General features: G+C 33.9%; 12 protein-coding genes and 1 pseudogene. 1 reads left to right on the forward strand and 12 read right to left on the reverse strand.

Annotation, left to right across the window (positions count from 1 at the left end; genetic code table 11):
• Positions 1–7: 7 nt before the first annotated feature.
• The 8 genes from J8H85_RS13780 to J8H85_RS13815 all read right to left on the reverse strand — a co-directional run bounded on the left by J8H85_RS13780 (position 8) and on the right by J8H85_RS13815 (position 13,311).
• A complete protein-coding gene (locus tag J8H85_RS13780; RefSeq protein WP_209655793.1) occupies positions 8–889 on the reverse strand; it encodes a PKD domain-containing protein in 882 nt (293 codons plus the stop codon).
• Positions 890–914: 25 nt separating this feature from the next.
• Complete coding sequence (locus J8H85_RS13785; protein ID WP_209655794.1) at positions 915–2,393, reverse strand: RagB/SusD family nutrient uptake outer membrane protein; 1,479 nt, start codon at positions 2,391–2,393, stop codon at positions 915–917.
• A 20-nt stretch (positions 2,394–2,413) separates the two neighbouring features.
• Entirely contained in the window at positions 2,414–5,524 is a 3,111-nt protein-coding gene (locus J8H85_RS13790) for a SusC/RagA family TonB-linked outer membrane protein (RefSeq protein ID WP_209655795.1), read from the reverse strand.
• Between the two features lie 396 nt (positions 5,525–5,920).
• Positions 5,921–6,298 carry a cupin domain-containing protein gene (locus tag J8H85_RS13795; RefSeq protein ID WP_209655796.1) on the reverse strand — a complete coding sequence of 126 codons (378 nt, stop codon included), beginning with the start codon at positions 6,296–6,298 and terminating at the stop codon, positions 5,921–5,923.
• A gap of 10 nt (positions 6,299–6,308) precedes the next feature.
• Positions 6,309–8,585 carry an alginate lyase family protein gene (locus tag J8H85_RS13800; protein ID WP_209655797.1) on the reverse strand — a complete coding sequence of 759 codons (2,277 nt, stop codon included), beginning with the start codon at positions 8,583–8,585 and terminating at the stop codon, positions 6,309–6,311.
• 243 nt (positions 8,586–8,828) lie between these two features.
• Positions 8,829–11,129, reverse strand: a complete 2,301-nt coding sequence (locus J8H85_RS13805; RefSeq protein ID WP_209655798.1) for a chondroitinase-B domain-containing protein — start codon at positions 11,127–11,129, stop codon at positions 8,829–8,831.
• Between the two features lie 48 nt (positions 11,130–11,177).
• Entirely contained in the window at positions 11,178–12,122 is a 945-nt protein-coding gene (locus J8H85_RS13810; protein WP_209655799.1) for a sugar phosphate isomerase/epimerase family protein, read from the reverse strand.
• 97 nt (positions 12,123–12,219) lie between these two features.
• A complete protein-coding gene (locus J8H85_RS13815) occupies positions 12,220–13,311 on the reverse strand; it encodes a T9SS type A sorting domain-containing protein (RefSeq protein ID WP_209655800.1) in 1,092 nt (363 codons plus the stop codon).
• Between the two features lie 308 nt (positions 13,312–13,619).
• Here J8H85_RS13815 and galK point away from each other — a divergent pair, with 308 nt between their 5' ends.
• The gene (gene galK, locus J8H85_RS13820; RefSeq protein ID WP_209655801.1) at positions 13,620–14,768 is read left to right on the forward strand and encodes a galactokinase; all 1,149 of its coding nucleotides are present in this window, start codon (positions 13,620–13,622) and stop codon (positions 14,766–14,768) included.
• A gap of 122 nt (positions 14,769–14,890) precedes the next feature.
• Here galK and J8H85_RS13825 read toward each other — a convergent pair whose 3' ends face one another.
• The 4 genes and pseudogenes from J8H85_RS13825 to J8H85_RS13845 form a co-directional block, all read right to left on the reverse strand.
• On the reverse strand, positions 14,891–16,567 hold the full coding sequence (locus tag J8H85_RS13825) for a sodium:solute symporter family transporter (RefSeq protein ID WP_209655802.1): 1,677 nt from the start codon (positions 16,565–16,567) through the stop codon (positions 14,891–14,893).
• An 84-nt stretch (positions 16,568–16,651) separates the two neighbouring features.
• The gene (locus tag J8H85_RS13830; RefSeq protein ID WP_209655803.1) at positions 16,652–17,791 is read right to left on the reverse strand and encodes a Gfo/Idh/MocA family protein; all 1,140 of its coding nucleotides are present in this window, start codon (positions 17,789–17,791) and stop codon (positions 16,652–16,654) included.
• A 170-nt stretch (positions 17,792–17,961) separates the two neighbouring features.
• Positions 17,962–18,396 (reverse strand): annotated as a pseudogene (locus J8H85_RS18960) (RbsD/FucU family protein).
• 101 nt (positions 18,397–18,497) lie between these two features.
• The gene (locus J8H85_RS13845; protein ID WP_209655806.1) at positions 18,498–19,268 is read right to left on the reverse strand and encodes an SDR family NAD(P)-dependent oxidoreductase; all 771 of its coding nucleotides are present in this window, start codon (positions 19,266–19,268) and stop codon (positions 18,498–18,500) included.
• Between the last annotated feature and the right edge of the window lie 114 nt (positions 19,269–19,382).

Consider the following 19,382-nt stretch of genomic DNA (forward strand, 5'->3'; position numbering starts at 1 on the left):
AATTGAATTATTGATTAACTTCTATTTTAAACGAATCAATGTAACATTCATCTAATTCATTATGGAACAATATAGCAAGTCTTGTATTAGCACCTGAGTTAAAGAATATAGCTCCATCTTGCAAAGAACCGGTAGTTGTATCTGACTCAACATAGGTAGCACTTGCGATTGAATTACTTTCTATAACAGCTAAATCATAAGATGATATAGTTAAAGGTTTTACAATTCTTACATACATCTCTCCTGTTTGAAGTGGTTCTCTATCTCTAATTCTATATTTAAACCTTAAAACAAAATTTGCGTTTGGAGTAATGTCAAATTCCTGATATCCAGCTCTTGATCCGTCTTGAGGTAATTTTCCTCCTCTAGCCCCTTCATAATACCCGCCAGATGTAGTGGTTTGCATGGTACCTTTAAAAGGTGCTTTCCATTCGTTTTTCTCAGCGTCATTTTCAAAATCTGGAAAAATTAATACTGGTGGTAAAATAACTGGTACATCCGGCTCTACAACCTCAATATCCATTGTAAATATACTTTTTTGACCAAGCTTATCTGATGCTGTTAAGGTAACTTTATAGGTGCCCTCACCTGGAAATGTATTAATACCGTCTACACCGGTAGATGTGTTACCATCTCCATAATCCCAAAGATAATCTGTTGCACTCGTAGATATATTAGAGAAATTGTACGTTAAATAATCCAAAGTTACCGTTGCTTTAAAATTAGCTGTTGGAGGAGTTAAATCTGGCTTTGAATTAGCTTCTGGCAAATCAAAAGCTAAAGCATCAATGGTAGGATCGCATGACGTAACTGAAACGCAAGCTATAAGTGCCAAAGCACCAAAGCATACTTTTGATACGTATTTTTTTAGATTAATAATTGTTTTCATATCTTTTTTATTTAATTAATTTATCTTAATTATAACCTGGGTTTTGTGCCATAACAGTGTTGCTACTTCTACTTAAATTTATTTCATTTTGAGGAATTGGCAATAATAAATCTGTACTTGTAAATTCAAAACCATTAGCAGTTGCAAATGCAGAAAGTACGGATTGTGCAGCATCAAAACGGATTAAATCAAATAATCTATGGTTTTCAAAAGCAAACTCTACACGTCTTTCCAACAATAAGGCATCTTTAGTTAATTTTGTAGGTCTATCGCTTAGTGCATCAAATCCTGCTCTTACACGCACTTCCATATAAGAATTGATTGCATTAGTATTTGTAGTTTCAGCAGCCCCTGCTAAAATTGCTTCTGAATGCATTAACAGAATATCGGCATAGCGCAACACGATCCAATCGTTACCTGCAAGTTGTGGCAAACCAGTAAATGTTTGTCCATCGCTACCCCCAGTTGCCCCATCAGGAAAATATTTAGCTACTTGATACCTAACAGTACCGCCGAATAACGTAAGCGGATCTTGTCTATAAGAAACGTCTTTTCTATTTCCACCATTCGCATCTATTGCTGCTACAACATCGGTGGTAGCGTAATTAACACCACTTGTATTACCAACGGCATTCATCCATTCTGCTGAGAAAATTTGACTATTATCTTGTACATTACTGTTATATCCTATGGCAAAAATTATTTCTGAATTTCTCTCATTATAAAATACATTGTAGAAATTGCTTTGTAAAGAATACTTTTTGCTATTTATGATCTCTTCACATAGAAGTTGAGCTTGTAAATAATTTGGGGTATCTAAACTTAAATAAACTTTAGCCAATAATCCCTGAGCTGCTGCTTTTGTGGCTCTAGTTTTATATGTTGTAGATAAACCACCATTTATAGCAGTTTCTAAGTCTGAAATTATTAAGTCATAAATTAAACTTGTACTAACCCTTGTAAACTGAATTTCAGTTTCAGATGGTGTAATAACACGATCTATTAATGGTAAATCACCAAATAATCGTACTAAATTAAAATAAGCATAGGCTCTTAAAAATTTAGCTTCAGCCTCAATTGCTGCTGCTCTAGTACTATCAGTAACAACATCTAAATTTGCAAGTATAACATTTGCCCTATAGACTACTTGAAAAAAACTAGTATAATAATTACCTACAAAATTATTTGTTGGAAGTACATCTAAGCTTTCAAGTTGACCTGCATCAGAAGCATCTTCACTATCTGGAGATTTAGTGCTAGTATTATCAGTACGCATTTCAGTTACATAGAATTCCCACTGAACACCATGGTTTTCATCTTTATCTCTACTATTAATACCTTTAATAGCAGCATACACGCCAATTAACCCTGTTTCCAACTCTTCAGCCGTTGTGTAATAATTATCGGTTGTAATGGATGAGCTTGGTACAGGCTCTAAAAAGTCGCTACAAGAAACAAATACATTTCCCATTAAAACTATAGCGATATATTTTAAATATTTCATAATATTGATTTGTTTAATTATTAAAAATCTAAATTGAGACCTAAAGATACAGTACTATAAATAGGCGAACCTCCTCTTTGGTATCCATACTGCGTTGGACTTGTTTTGTCTAAAGCTTCCGGATTCCATCCTGTGTAATTTGTAGCGGTTTTGTAAATTAAGTTTTGACCTGCTGCATAAACTCTTAATCCAGAAATACCGAATTTAGTTAATACGTCAGTTGGGAAATTATATCCAATATTTGCATTTCTTAATGCAATATAAGATGCATCCTGTACCATACTACTCGTGAAATATTTATCTACTAAAAACTCTCTATTGGGTGCCGAAGCTAATATTGTTCTATTATTGTTGTGGCTAAACAAATAATGATCAGCTATATTTCTTACTTCTGCACCGTGCGAACCTTGGAACATAAAAGAAAAATCGAAATCACCTATTTTAAATTCATTAGTAAAACTCCAAATTAATTCTGGATATGGGTTTCCTAAAACGGTTTTATCTTCTTCATCTAATACACCATCTCCATTTAAATCTTTCACATAAACCAAACCTGCTTCTGCTCCAACATGTCTCCATGGTCTGTCTCTATCTACAAAAGCCAATTCTTTGTCTACTACATAACCATAAAATAATGAAATTGGATTTCCTTCTAAGTTAATCCATTCTGCAGGTCTACTAGGGTCCAAACTTGTAATCTGTCCATTGGAATCAGCAAAATCAACCAATGTATTTTTATTGGTAGTTGCTATAACAGTGGAGCTCCAACTAAATTTTTCTGCGGTAATGTTTTTTGTTCTTAACTCAACCTCCCAGCCTTCGTTTTTAACTTCTCCTAAATTTACCAAAGCACCTGAAAATCCTGTGGTAACTGATATTGGGTTATTAAGTAGTAATTGATCACTAGTTCTTCGGTACCAATCAACTGAACCAGATATTTTATTGTTTAGAATTCCAAAATCCAAACCTGGATTAATTTCAATTAAACGCTCCCATTTTAATTCAGGATTTGCAATATTTACTGGTGAAAAACCTGCTTGTATACTACCATCTACAGAATAGCTAGAATTAGCAGCTCCCAATAAGGCTAAATGTGGGTAATAATCAACTAGAATATTACCTGTGGTTAATGTTGCTTCACTTCCTTGAGCGTCTGGGTCTGTTGCTCCTGTATTTAAACGGTCGTTACCCGTAACACCGTAACTTGCTCTAAATTTAAGATTGTTTATAAAACCACTTTCCAATAAGAAATCTTCTTTTGCAATGTTCCAACCAACAGAAGCAGCAGGGAAATTACCATATTTATAATCTGAACCAAAAATTGAACTTCCATCGCGTCTCATGCTTAAAGAGGCCAAATATTTACTATCATAAGCATAAGTAGCTCTTGTAACGTATGAAATGCCACGTTTTTGCCACTCAAAACCATCAAATTCTGAAATAGCTGTTGCGTTAGTAATTTGTTGTACTACATCGTTTGTAAACCCAGTTCCTTTAAAACCTGAATAGAAATAATTTCTACTTTCAACAGACGTACCTAATGTGATGCCTAAATCATGTTTTCCAAACGATTTATCATAATTGAAAAAGTTGTCGAAAATAATGTAATTTTCTTTTTGTGAAATCTCTTGCATGTAAGCATCTGTTATACTTTCTCTTGCTTGAGTTCCCATATAATCTATTCTTTTGGTATCATTATAAGAGCCTGCCAACGTTGTTGTAAATGTTAAAGCATCTGTTATGTTATATCGACCATAAAAACTACCATATAGCTGAAACTTTTCGTCTGATCTATTACGTTCAACAATTCTTGCATACGGGTTAGCATTATTACTATTACCTATATTGGTTAATCTGTCATCAATATCACCATCTCCATCTAAATCAAATATTACAAAATGATCTTGTCTGGCATAATCACCAACTTGCATACTTGCATAAGGTCCATTTGGATCAACAAATTGAAGCGATTGATCTGTGTGGTAGATAGGTAACCAAGGTTGATGTCTAGCTACGTTATGAATGTTTTCTGAAAAACGTCTTCTATTAGTAAATGAAGGACTTAAGTTACCACCAATACTAAACTTATCGTTTAACTTACTATCAAGTTTTAATCTTGCTCCGTATTTCTTGTAATTATCAACCAACATAACACCTTCATCATTTGAATAGTTCAAACTTACCGTGAATTTTGTCTTGTCATTACCACCTCTTAAAGAAAGGGCATGATTGGTAATAGTACCTGTTTCAAAAAACACATCTTGCCAAGAGCGATCTGTGCCTATTTGCAATTGTGCAACTGTATATGGGGAAAGTGTCAACCCTAAATCTGTTTGTTGCTTAGCCCAATCTGCTGTTGTATAACCATAGGCGTCACTCTTTCTAGGTGTTTTCATACCTGTAAATGTGCTATAGTTAACTCTTGTCTTTCCGGAAACTCCAGATTTCATGGTAATCATTATAATACCATTAGAGCCTTTAGAACCATAAATAGAAGAAGATGCAGCATCCTTTAAAATTTCAAAGGATTCAACATTGTTCATATTTAAAGACCCTAAAAAACTGGAATCTACAATAATACCATCTACTACTATTAATGGCGTAGAATCTCCTGCCATAGAGCCAACACCTCTAATGGTTATAGTAGGTGCAGCACCTGCTTCACCATCTGTGGCCTGAATATTAACACCCGAAACCTGACCTATTAATGCATCATCAATCCTTGATGTTGCAATTTGATCAAGATTCTCATTTGTTACTTTTGAAATAGCTCCAGTTAAGTGAGATTTCTTTTGTGTACCATAACCAATAACTACCACTTCATCTAGTTTTGCAACATCTTCAACTAAAGAAATATTGATGTTTTTTTGATCTTTAAAAGTTACAACCTGAGAAACAAAACCTATATAAGAGAATTGTATTATGTCGCCTTTCTTCGCTTGAATTTGAAAATTTCCATCAAAATCGGTTGTAGTACCTTTTGTTGTATTCATAATAATAACATTTACACCAGGAATAGGTATGTTATCTGTTGCAGAAACAACTTGACCAGATACAGTTACGTTTTGAGCAAATACTGCAATATTGAAAAACAATATCGCAATGAGAACAAACTTGTTTTTTAAATTCATAATTAAATAATTAGATTTTTTAATTTTTTTGATTTAGTTTTTGTTGTAATATTAAGCCTGTTTAAGGGCAGCTGTAAATAAAAAACACCTTAATCAAAACATATTTATACCCCTACAACTAGACTAAGAATGCTTTTAAAAAGTGCTTACTTGTGTTTTGTTTTATTCCATCCTATAAAATTTATTATTTAAAAAGAATAGCTTTAATAATTTAGTCAACCAAACTGGTAAACCAATTTGGTTGACCAAATATATGTAATATTTTGTTAAAAACAGTTGTTTCGATAAAAAAATAAATGGATTGTCCTTAAATTTTAACAAATAAACTTCGATAGCAGCAATTTACTGCACAAAATCTTCTCTATTGGGGTAGCATCTAATGAGTAGAGTTTTTTTTTATGCCTTTTTATCCCCAAAATAAGATACCGCTTCACCACTCAAGAAATCTTCTCTCACTGGACTAAATGTATCAATCAGCTCCCCTGCTTCCAAGCAAACTGCACTATGCAATAAATTAGGCTCAATATACACGCCATCTCCTGCTTCTACAATTTGCTTTACACCATCAATTTCAAATTCAAATTTACCAGAAGCACAAAAGGTTGCTTGTGTGTGAAAATGTTTATGCGGCGTACCCAATGCTCCTTTCTCAAATTTTACTCTTACCATCATGATTTGATTATCATAACCTAAAAACTTTCTTGATACTCCTCCACCAAGCTCTTCCCATTCCATTTCTTTTGTAATGATGTACTTTTCACTAAATCTTTTCATAATCTTTATTTTAATAATTGTTGATTAATTGATAAACACCTACCCATTCATAGGCTTTATCCTCTATTTTTATTTGATGTTTACTGGTTTTTGAATTATCGTTTAATGAAAACAAAAACATACTTTTAGTATTGTTTTCATTTTCAATACTTATTGCTATATAAGCATCAGCACTATAAACAATACTTAATTTTTTTAGGTTGCTAAATGCGTTAGTGGCTATTTCACTAACGGGGTCATAATGCCCATGAGATTCTATTAAGGATACAAAATAAGAATCTTTAGTTTGTGGTTTTCTTATAATGAAACCAGGATCATTTCTTAAATTAAAATTAGGATCGTTGGCACCAATACGAGTAAAGATTAGATTATCCTCATTTGAAACCACCGATGTTAGTGTATAAAAACGTTCATTATTAAACCAAGAAATTTTGGCATTACTTGCTCCTGTTTTACCTTCGGCTTCTTTCCATAAATGTTGATATCCATTTTTTTCACCTAATGGCTTTAAAGTTTCTGATTTTGTATATTCAAAATTAGCCGACATTAATTGCCCTAAATAATAATATGGCAAATCATATTGATGTTCTTTTTCTGCATTTATTTTAATGATATCCAAAAGATACGGATTTTCAAAAGAATCATCTTTAACAAATGCCATAGTTCTATGAATTTGGGTGCCTGGATACGCATTTGTTTCTTTAGCACTTATTATTTGAAGATTGGAATTTGAAACATCAAATATGTATTTTTCTGAATGGTGCATACTTCCTGTTTCAAAATCGCCACCAAAATGCGATGTTTCATCTTGGTTTATAGTATTATGCGCAATGGTTTGTTTAGCCCAAGTGGTATTTTCTTTTAAATAATTACCACCACCTTTTTGTTGGATATTGACGAAACGAGCCATTCCATAATCTTGAATAACTTCATTGCCTCCTTCATATAAAGAAAACGATAATTTATCATAATGTCCATGACTTAAGCCTTGTGCGGAATATTTCATTACCAAACTAAGCTCGTCTTTAGATCCGTTTACTCTTAATATAGCTACACCACCTTCATCTCCATTTTTACCATCGGATAAATCCAATGACTTTTTAATGAATGGTGTTTCCAATCCGTTGCGAATTCCAATAGCAACCGCTAAACCGGTATCATCTAACAAAACTTCGTCTTGTTTTTTGGCTATTGATAATAAATCGGTTTTATTTCCACCAAAATAATATCCTATATCTACTGCCGAAACCAATTCTCGTGAATAGTACGACATTCCTTTTTGACCATCATTTAATGGAAAGAAGTTACCATCAGCATCCGTTAAATTTAACAAAGTGTTTATGGATTTTAATAATACACCGTTTTTATATTCGAATATTTTAAGCTCTGGTTTTACGTTTTGCAAAGCTTCAGCAAAAACCAAAAAAGGATACATAGCGTAACGTTGGTAATAAGGCCCTTCGGTATAATATCCGTCAGGCGAAAACGGTTCTTCTAAATTGGCAAGAAAACCAACTTTTTGGCCCTTCTTTTTTATAAAACCTCCATCATTATCTTTAGCATTAGGATCGATATTGTCTTTTTTTAATCCATGTAATGCGGTTTCCAATAATTTATCATCATCCATCACCAAAGCAATCATACCTACCGCCACATTTCCCCAAGTACTGTGGTTGTGTACACGATTATAAAATTGTGGATTGTCCACCGAAATAAATTTTGCAAATGGTCTAAAAAGGTCCTTTTCTAAATGCTTGCGTTCCTTTTCGGTTAAGTAATTATAAATACAATCATAAGCTTGACTTGTATAAACTAACCAATTGGAATCGTTTAAACATTGCCAAAAAAGTTTTCCGCGTGCATACGAACGTGTTTGTGGATGCACAGGTAAGGTTGGGTATATTTTTGCATATTCCAAAAGCATATCTTTAACATACTTTGCGTAAGTTTCATCACTCAATATTTGATATAACACACCTGCCTTTTGCATCATTAAGAAATTTCTTTTGTGACGCTCATGTGTATAACCCCCTGAAAAATCTTTTGGAATGGGCACCTCAATACCGTTTAAAATTTCGGCATCTACTTCTGCTTTTACATTTGCTAAAGTTTTATCAAACAAAGGCACAGTACCTAATTGAGATTTAATTTTTTCAACACCAGCTTTGGTTAATACTAAACTAGGGTGTTCATGTTTGGTCGTTGCCTTTTTGTTAGAAATTGCTTTTTTTTGTGCAATACTTGTATTGACAACTAACAATAAACTGATTAAGGTAGTTTTTATCATTTTTTTAAAAACATTTATATACTTTTTTAAAACTAAATTTCAATAAAAAATCACTACTTATTCATACAAACAAAAACAACTAAAATATAATTTCTTTTAGCTTAGCAATACATTCAAAAATAGTGGTTTACCAGATTGGTTTACCAAATATAAGGCTAATAAATAAGTTAACCAAAATTTGAAAACCAATTTAACCTTTTTAAAGCTAAATAGAACCTATTTGTAAGAATTTATTTTAATATACTAGTACATTAACTTTAATTCCAAGTTTTGTACTACTTCTATTTTTCCTGAATTTACAATCGTATTTTCTCCTGGTTCTTGGCCTTTTTCACCCCAAAGTATAGCGATAAGTTTTACCGGATTATTCTTAAATGTGTTTTTAGAAAATTCAACATTTACAATACCTCTATTTTTTATCAAAATAGAATCTTTTTCAGCTTTTCCTGAATTTGTAAACGTATTGTTTTTCAAGATTAAATTTCCTCCAATAGTGGATTCATCATAACCACCACGGTAGTAATCTAGTACAACTTCTTGAATATTATCGAATGTTGTGTTCTTAATAATAACAAATTCCGCATTGTAATCGCCCCCATCGTTGGTTTCTTTATTCAGCATAAAACCACGTTCGCAGTTTTTTATGGAAGAATTAGCAACTGAAACTGTATCGGCAAATGATCCTTTTGATACTTCTAAAACAGATTTAAAGTTTTTAATTTCTACATTATTAATAAATAAATCGTAGGCTTTACTCATGTATTTATCTAAAGTTGTAAAAGTATTTTGAGTTTTATTCCCTGTTAAAACAATGTTTTCAAGAGTTAAATTGCCATTTGGATGCATTTCGAAAGCTGTATTTTCCGAAGAAAAAATCAACTCTGGTTTTCTGTTTTTACTAGCTGAAACTATTGAAACAGCCTTATTTATTACTACACTGGAATTTAATTTATAGGTGCCTTTTTTAAGTGAAATAACGTCATGGGCATTGGCTTCTTTAAGTGCCGTTATTAGTGCTTCAGACGTTGAGACATTGATTGTCTTAGGTTTAACTACGTTGTTTGGGTTAAACCAATGAGTTCCAAATTTAGTTTTATCAATTAAAACAGCATTTTCTTTAACAGGATTTACAATAGCCCCTACGTTATTGCTGTTTGGGGTTCTTGCATTTCCAAACAAATCTTTTGTAATAGTTTCAAAATAGAAACCTGAATATACATCAGATATATTTTCATTCGAAACAAATAAAGCTTTCGATTTTTTAGAAACTGTAACAGCTTTGGTAATTAATCCTTCAGGTTTTACCTCACTTTTATTTTCGTTGTTTATAATATTGTTTTTAAAAGTTACACCATCAACTTTATCATAATTTACTATGGGGTTTACATCGGCAACTTCATTATAAATCAAATTATTGGCAACTACAACACGTTCTGGTCTTGCTGAACGAATTTCGGTAGCTGGTAATACATCGCTCTGGCTTACGTTTGAGCCTACACTAAACTGCCAAGGCGATTTACAATCTATAAACGAGTTGTAAGCCACAACAACATCGGTAACTTGGTTGTAACGGTTTAAAGGTGATTTTGGAATACCGTTCATTACTGCCAAAGCACTTCTAAACTCTTTTCCTTTTATTTTATAGAAATAGTTATTGGTAATCCAATGTCCTGTGTTAATAACTCGAATTCCCCCAATATTGGTTGAATTATCGTTACCTATAAAAACGTTTCCATCTATGGTACAATAATTACCATGTCTCAGTACCAAAGAACCCTCGCTTTCAAAAAAAACATTATTTCTATATTCGTTAAAATTAGATTTATTGGAAATTACTTCAATTTCACCATTGCAACGTTCAAAGAAATTGTTTGATACTAAAGTATATGAAGGTGTCATTGATGTGCCACTATCGCCTAACTGAATAGTTTCTCCATGTGGGCCACCTTTACGAGGTCTTGGTCCGAAATGGTTGTTGGTAATATGGTGGTAATTATAAATGTTTTCATTGCCCTCTAAACGTACCATGATGGTAGGACCGAAATTAGATTTTCCTGTAAGGTAGCAATGGCTTAGTTCATTATGTCTGCCCCAAAACTCGACCCAATGGTCGCTAACATCGCGGTCCGGTTGGGTAAATCCTTCAATAACACATTGAGTTACGGTACAATTATCAGCAATTTTATTATCAATCTTAAATTGAATTACGTTTTTAGATGGTGTGTACCCGTTTTTAAAATACAATCCATTTACTATTAAATTACTACCACCTATTTTTAAATTAGATATGCCTTCTATAGTTACTTTTCCAATAGTTTCGGCCGTTAATGTGATAGGGTTTTCCTTAGTCCCTTTTCCATAAAACTTAATCTCAACATCTTTCCAAACGCCATTTGCCATAATTATTTGGTCTCCAGCTTTACAGTTTTTTATCGCATTGTTTAACTCGTTTATATTTAAAACTTTAATGCTATTTGTTTGCGCCAGAGATTTCGTGGTAATAAATAAAATAACTAGAGTTGAAATAATCGCAATTCTTTTCATGTATTAATATTTTGATTTTAATGTATTTAATAGTTTAGTTTGTTGGTTTTAAGCATTTTTCCATAATTGTTGTACTTTTTTCAAATCCCTTTTCATTGCATCGAACACCACCTTTTTATCAACAGTTATTTCATAGTCTCCTTTTTCAGCACCTCCTAAATCATACTCAAGATGTAGAGACACAGGTGGTTTTAAATTGTGTTTTTTAAGTAATTTAAAGTATTTGTCAAAGTCTACCATCCCCTCACCTATCGGTACATTTATGGGTTCCCATTTCCCATTGACTTGCCCCCATTTAAAATCTTTTAAAACAATCACTTTAATATTTTTTTGTAAAAGTTGAAATCCGTTTTCCCAAGATTTCCCGCCTTCTACCATAGCATGACGAATGTCGTACTGTGTTCCAAAATGTTTGGGGTTTACTGTTTCAAGAATTTTTTGTATTTCCCAATAAGAAGCGCCTACGCTTGTACCTGCATGGTTTTGGTAACAGCCAATCAATCCTAACTTTTCATTTAAATCACCTAACTGCTTTACTTCATTTTGATAGAACAATAAAGAATCTTGCATGCTCATGTTTTCTTTATATTTATACCAATTGGTACGGTAATATTGAATATTTTCTGATCCTGCCGTTTTTAAAATATCTACATCTAATGGATTGTTAACACTTTCAATGCTAGTGGTTATCATGCTACAATTTACACCACTTGCTGTAATGGCTTTCACTGCTTTTGGAAGATCGGTTTTTACCGACTCTGGAAGCACATGCCCATTGGGGCGTACCGTTAAATCGACTCCCGAAAAGCCCATTTCTGCAACTATTTCACCTGTACTTTTATAATCTAAAAACTGAAGATGTTTTGAGAAGATGTTGACATTAAGCACATCATCCTGTTGTTCAAAAATACTATTGTTAAAAGCATATGCCGAAAAAGGCAATAAACTAGCGGCACATACTGTTTTGGTTATAAATTCCCTTCTGGTTGGCATGATTCTTTGCTTAATAAATTATTCAGTATTAAAATACAAAAAGCCTTTATAGAAAAAGGCTTTTTGCAAAAAAAACTATTATAAATCGTATCAAAAATTATTCAATCACAATTTTTCTTGTAGATGCGCTAGATTCAGCATTTATTTTTAACACATAAACACCTTTTGCTAAGCTAGATACATTTAATTTATTATCAACTAATGTATTATTTGATAGTACTTTGGCACCTAAAATATTATACATTTCTACTGAAGAAATTTTTGTTTTGCTAGATTCAACAGTTAAATAATCTTTAGCTGGATTTGGATATACATTTAATCCTTCAATTTCACTTTTAGCAACACTTAACAATGGCGTATTAGATACTACGTCTGCCCATGTTAAACCTACTCTAATTTCATCTAAAATTGTAGATGGTGTATTCGCATTGGCATCCAATCTAATGAAAAAACCATTCACTTCATCAACTTGACCACCACCACTAGATCCAGTTATTGTAGCAGTAGGAGTATCAGTTGTCATGGTTGTTCCAGAAAAAGTTGGGTTAACCCATAATGTAGTTGTTGCTGTGTCAATGTTATACCTTACCACTACAAAATAAACAGTAGTAGGATCAACACTTGTATCAGTTACTGAAAACTCAGTAGTTGAGTAATTTCCAATTGCAGCACTACCAACATGCTCGTTAGTTACACCAAAAAAGAATTTTGTCTCACCAATGGTTGTAGATTTTGCTTTAAGAGTTATAGAACCTGGGTAGCTAATACTTGTGCTAGGTGGATTGTATTTAACAAGAGATAATAATTGTTTACCCGTTGAACCAGGCGCATAAGTCGTCCAACCTTGAACATCTAAGAAAGCAGACCAGTAAACATCACCTGATGTTCTCGCTGTAAAATTATGAACCGGATCATTACCACCCCCTCTAAAAAAGTAAGCATTACCTTGTTGAGCTGGCAAACCTATTAATTCTGGAATAAAAGGAGATGTTACAATATCATCATTAGTAGTACTTCCTGTAGATATACTTGGACCTGCAGCCCAATAACCCCCACTTGTTCTGATTAATTCATTCTCAGTATTCTGAGCGCCATCTGTATAATTGAAAGGCTCGTACATTAGCGTTTGTGCAAAAGCGCTAGAAATTGTGAAAGCCAAAGCGGCCAATAAAAGTAAAGATTTTTTCATAATGTAAAAGTTTTAAAAGTTTTAGTTTAATGTTTCCACAAAAATTAGGTTATAAATGTAGATTTTCTGGTTCTCCAAAGTGGTTTACCAGTTTGGTTTTCCAAATATAGTAAAATTATATGAATAGCAAACATTTTTATTCATTTAATTAAAACATTTAACAGTTTGATATTTAATGGTATAAAAAGTACGAAAAAAAACATGTATTTAAAATAAAAATATAGTTAATTTTACTTTTCTCTAAATACTAAAAAAAACGAACAACTTAATTTTAAGGAATTCAATATCAATAAAGCAAACAACTAAAAATGAATACAGCGCTAACCAAACATGTAAAAGACAGTTTTATAAAAAAATTCAGCACTGAACCGTTACTTATTTTTTCGCCTGGAAGAATCAATATTATTGGTGAGCATACCGACTACAATGATGGTTTTGTGTTTCCTGCCGCCGTAGATAAGGGTATTATAGCTGCTATTCAAAAAAACAATACGAATACATCTACAGCCTATGCCATAGATATGAACGAAAGCATCTCGTTTGAATTGGACAAACTAAAACCATCGTCTGAAGGTAGCTGGGAAAATTATGTTTTGGGTGTTGTAGCCGAAATACAAAATAGAAATAAAGTTGTTGGAAATTTCAATATTGCATTTAGTGGCGATATTCCTTCCGGTTCTGGCATGTCATCATCAGCCGCTCTTGAAAATAGTGTGGTGTTTGGTTTAAATGAACTTTTTAACTTAGGCTTATCTAAAACCGAAATGATTTTTATCTCACAAAAAGCCGAACATAATTATGTAGGTGTTAATTGTGGTATTATGGATCAATATGCCAGCATGTTTGGGATTGAAAATCATGCCCTATTATTAGATTGTAGAAGTATAGAAGCTAAACCTTTCAAAATTAATTTTAAAGAGCATGAACTGATGCTAATTAACACAAACGTAAAACACAGTTTATCTGATAGTGCGTATAATGATAGACGTTCTGCTTGCGAAAACATTGCTTCATTATTAGGTATTGAAGCGTTAAGGGACGCTACAGAGGAAGATTTACTTGAAATTAAAGATGAAGTAACACCAGAAAACTACCAAAAAGCGTTGTATGTTATACAAGAGAACAATCGAGCCATTAAAGCATCACAAGCTATGTTAGAAGGCGATTTAAATACTCTAGGAAAACTAATTTATGGTTCACATGAAGGTTTGTCCAAACAATACAAAGTAAGTTGTGACGAATTGGATTTTCTTGTTGAACAAGCCAAATTAAACGGTCAGGTTTTAGGTGCTAGAATGATGGGTGGCGGCTTTGGTGGTTGTACCATTAATTTAATTTCTACAAACGCTGTTGAAGCTTTTAAAACAACCGTTTCTATAGCTTATAAAGAAAAATTCAATAAGGAATGTTCTATTTACTCTGTTAAACTCTCAAACGGAACTCACGTGATTAAATGAAATAATTGAGAAATCATATTGGAACGGTAGGAATCGAGCTGATTCTACACTTCACAATAACTCAGCCATAGTAAAAATACGAATGTGAACTTTTTGTGATGCATGATTGTACTCTTTTCTGTTTAAGAAACTTGGCTTTTGGTACTTCGTTTCAACAAAAAGCCAATGATAAAAATAATCAAGGCACAACTTATAAAGATTATTCTGCCCCAAAACGGGTTAGGAATCATAGCCATCACTAAAATACATGCGCTCATAGCCATAACCATATTACCCAATTTCCGTCTTTGTTGTTTATCAAATTCACCTTGTTGTTCATCTGCAATAACAGGCGTTTCCAAATCCTTGAAAAACTTATCGGTTCCAAGCTTATTTTTATCCTTAGCTTCATTGTAGAATAGTGAAGTTGCCCAGAAAAATCCAGAAGTGATAAACAAGTGTCCACCAACGGTTAAAATTATATTCATGTCTATAATTTCACGATCGGTAAGTGATTCTATACCCAACAATCCAGCACAAACATCGGCAGTAAACACATATGTAACAAACCAAGAAACAAACAACCCTACTGCTATGGTAGCCCAGGGTGCCCATGCTGGCGTCTTTTTCACAATAAGTCCAAGAGCCAACGGTACCATCATGGGCACTTGTACCATAGTTGAGACGGACATCATAAGCTCAAACAAACTAAGTTTTTTAAGTGATGCGAAATAAAGCGCAGCAGCAATAACTCCTAAACCACTTATGAAGCTCACTAATCTGCTAATTGTCATCAGCTTCTTGTCGTCCGTTTGCTTGTTCCTTTTTGCTAGAAAAGGTTGATAAATACTTCTAACAAAAATTCCAGCGTTTTTATTTAGCGCTGAATCCATAGAGGACATCGAAGCAGCAAAAAGTGCATCCATTAATAGTCCAATAGTTCCAATGGGCATAGCATTACGAGCAAACACTAAATACACCGCATCAGATGCTTTGTTACCTAATTGCGAATACCCCTCAGCAGCACCTGGGTAAAGGGTGGCGGCAGCCCATGGCGGGATAAACCAAATAATACTTCCCACTCCCATTAGAATCATGGCTAACATGGCAGCTTTACGGGCATTTAAGGAATCTTTAGCGTTGAGAAATCTAAATGAATCATGAAGATTCATCATTGTAAAAATTTGTTTTGGCAAAAAGAAGATGAAAGTGCCAAATAATATTAATGGATAATTCATATTGGGCCCTATAAGAAATCCACCTGGAAAATCATTAATCATTTTTATAGGTCCACCAACTTTCACTAATGCTACCACAGCACAAGCTACTGAAACCACTGCTACTACTAGAGTTTGAACAAAATCTGAAGCAACAACACCCCATGCACCAGATGATACGGATACAAAAAGTACTGTTAAACCAATAACAATGATGGTTAAATTGATGTCTGCATCAAAAACGGCACTAGTAAAAACTCCTAAGGCATTTAACCAAACACCTGCATTTAAAAAAGAAAACATGATTAATGCCCAGGAAAAAAACGTTTCATTTTGAGTACCAAATCGTCCTTTTATGGCTTCTGTTGGGGTATCCACCCGCATTTGCCTAAATCTTTGAGCGAAGTAAGCCCATGCACAAAAGAAAGCCAAGGTATTACCAATATACACCGCTACGATAGCAAAACCATCGGTAAAGGCTTTACCCGCAGCACCAGTGAAGGTTACTGCTGAAAATTGAGCCATAAAAGCGGTTGAACCAACCATCCACCATAACATTCTACCTCCCCCACGAAAATAGTCACTTGTAGATTTGCTTGCCATTCGTGAAAATATAACACCAATAGCAAGAATTAATATAAAATAGAGACAGATAACGAGGTAGTCATAGAACATAGTTTTTTCTTTTTATTGGAGATGACGAACATCTATCCAATTATTATTTTTTCTAATCAAATCGATGAGTTGTTGATACAAACTACCTTCCTTGAAAGATTGATATGGCTCCACTTTTTCTCCATTTATATCTTTTACAAATTCCCTAACTAAATAATGCCAGTTTCGTTCTGTATCTCCATCAACTTTTGGCTGATTATCAACTATGTCTTTAGGCAATGGCAACTCTTTCCATGTTTTGTTTTCATCCCACAAATAGAGAGGTCCCATTCCGTAGTGTCCTTTAATGTAAATAGCGCCTTTTGTTCCATAAAACACAATATGGTTATCACTAAAATTGGGGACAAGCCCACCATGCTTAAACAATACTGAAACCGGTTTAGTTGCCATTGGGCTTTCTAGTTGTGTTAATACAGTATATGACCACTCAACATTACTTTCTCCCCATTTAAGAGAAGGATCATTTAAGTCTTTAGGAATGAAATCTCTTCTTGTTTTAAAATTATGTACCCCTTCAACTATGGGCGCCTTCCCCAAATCGTCACGTACTTCACCTATAATGGAAAGGATTTTTTCGCCAATTACAGACGTAACAATAGATATCATGTGGGTAAAGTTATTGTTAAGTCTTCCACCCCCATCTTCTTTTCGATGTGACCACCCGAAAGGAATATCACGCTCTAAATTGAAGTGTGAGATACATTCAACTTCTGTAGGTTCTCCAATGGCTCCATCTGCAACAAGCTGTTTGGCGTGTTGAATGTGTGGCATATACCTAAAGCTAGAAGCAAATGCTGTTTTAATTTTTTTCTGCGTGGCAAGTTCGTATAACTCCAACGCAGATTTACCAGTATCGGTTAATGGTTTATCACTAAATATGTGACATCCAAAATCAATAGCTTGTTTTATTGGTTCGTAATGCGCCCCACCTGGGGTTGCAATGGAAACAATGTCTGGTTTGCAATCTTTCAATGCTTGTTGCCAATCTGTAACAGCATATGGAATTGCTTTTTTCTTGGCCACTTCACTTACAACACTAGCTGTTCTGCCCACAATACCAACAACATCAGCACCAGCCGCCCGAAATGCATCTGCATGACCTTGTCCTGCAAACCCAGAGCCCGAAATTAAAACTTTTAATTTGTTAGTCATTTTTTTATAAATTATAGTTCTACTTATAAGTAATTAAACTAAATAACCTTAAAGGGAGGTATCGACTTTAGTTTACCTTGAGCGCAGCAAGCATGGAAATCTTATAATAATTGATTATTGACATTCATTTATTGTTTGATTGATCCATGTAAAGACATTCTTGGAATTTGTTAAAAGCCGCTTTCTTCTACCATTTTTACTACACCAACAGTGAGTATTAAATTAGCAAAGCGTCGCTGTTCACCCGTTTGAATAATTAGTGTGGTGGCTGGTTCTCTGATTTTGTCGTAAAAAGCCCAACGTTCCATGGTATCTCAGGTTACATCTCCTAATAATTTTTTATAAGCATCGTGTATTTCTGCATTTGCTTCAACAGGCTTTTCCATGACAATGGCCCCTTGAACAGGACAAACTTCAAGCAAGCCCTCAAGTACAGTAAGCGCATCTAATAGTCCTGGACGAAAGTTTAGGTGTACGGTGGTAGAGTTAGGTCCTGTCATGGCAGCGACTGGTAAATTGCCATCTGCAATAACAACTTGAGCAAAATGACCTGAACGTGCAAGCACTTCCATTATTGTTGGGTGAATTACCGGAGTCTTTAGCATAAATTTATCCTTAAAACAATTAATATAAAACACTAAGTTCTAAATAGCAGAATGTGATTTCTGCTTTTTAACGAATCAATTATATTTGGCTTAATGGCTTACTACATATTGTAGACACCTCCATTAATGTCGAGCGTTGCACCAGTAATAAAACCATCATATTCTGATGCTAAATATAACACCGCTCGTGCTACATCATCTGCATTACCTGCTCGTTTAATCGGAATACCTGCAGTTGTTTCAGCTGCTGATTCTTTTGTTGTATGTGTATTGTGAAATGAGGTACCAAGGATAAGACCTGGAGCTACGGCGTTAACGCGAATACCTTGAGGCCCTAATTCTGTAGAAAGTGCTCGTGTAAATGTTAATATAGCTCCTTTGCTGGTAGAGTAAACCAATGACCCTGGATGACCACCTTTACGTCCAGCGAGTGATGCCAAATTAACGATACTACTATTTTTATTTTTTGCTAGAAAAGGAGCTGCGGCTCGTGTTACAAACATCATGGAGGTAAGGTTGATATCCATGACCTTGTGCCAGAACTCCGCATCCATTTCGTTCAGCATTTTACGAGCAACAAGTGAACCCGCATTGTTTATAAGTATATCCAAACCATCAAATGCTTCTACTGTTTTTTTAACTACTGTATTTGCATCGACTTCTTTAGTTAAGTCTCCACTAATAACAATTGCTTTTTGTCCTTTACTGGTTGCATACTCCTTCAATTGGTTTGCGGTTTCTGCACTAGAAAAATAGTGGATTGCAACATTGGCTCCACTATCAATAAAGTGCTTGGTAATTGATTCACCAATTCCCTGAGCTCCAGCGGTGATAAGAACATTTTTTCCGGATAATTTATTATTATTTCTCATAAGTTTATACGTTTCGTTTTTAATGGTCTCACTTAGCACACCTATTATCTTGATGCTTAGTGTCGACTATTCATTATAGAAGTTTCATTTTGTATTTATATAAATGGAATTGAT

Origin of the sequence: Mariniflexile gromovii, assembly GCF_017814435.1 — a bacterium.
Lineage (GTDB): Bacteria > Bacteroidota > Bacteroidia > Flavobacteriales > Flavobacteriaceae > Mariniflexile > Mariniflexile gromovii.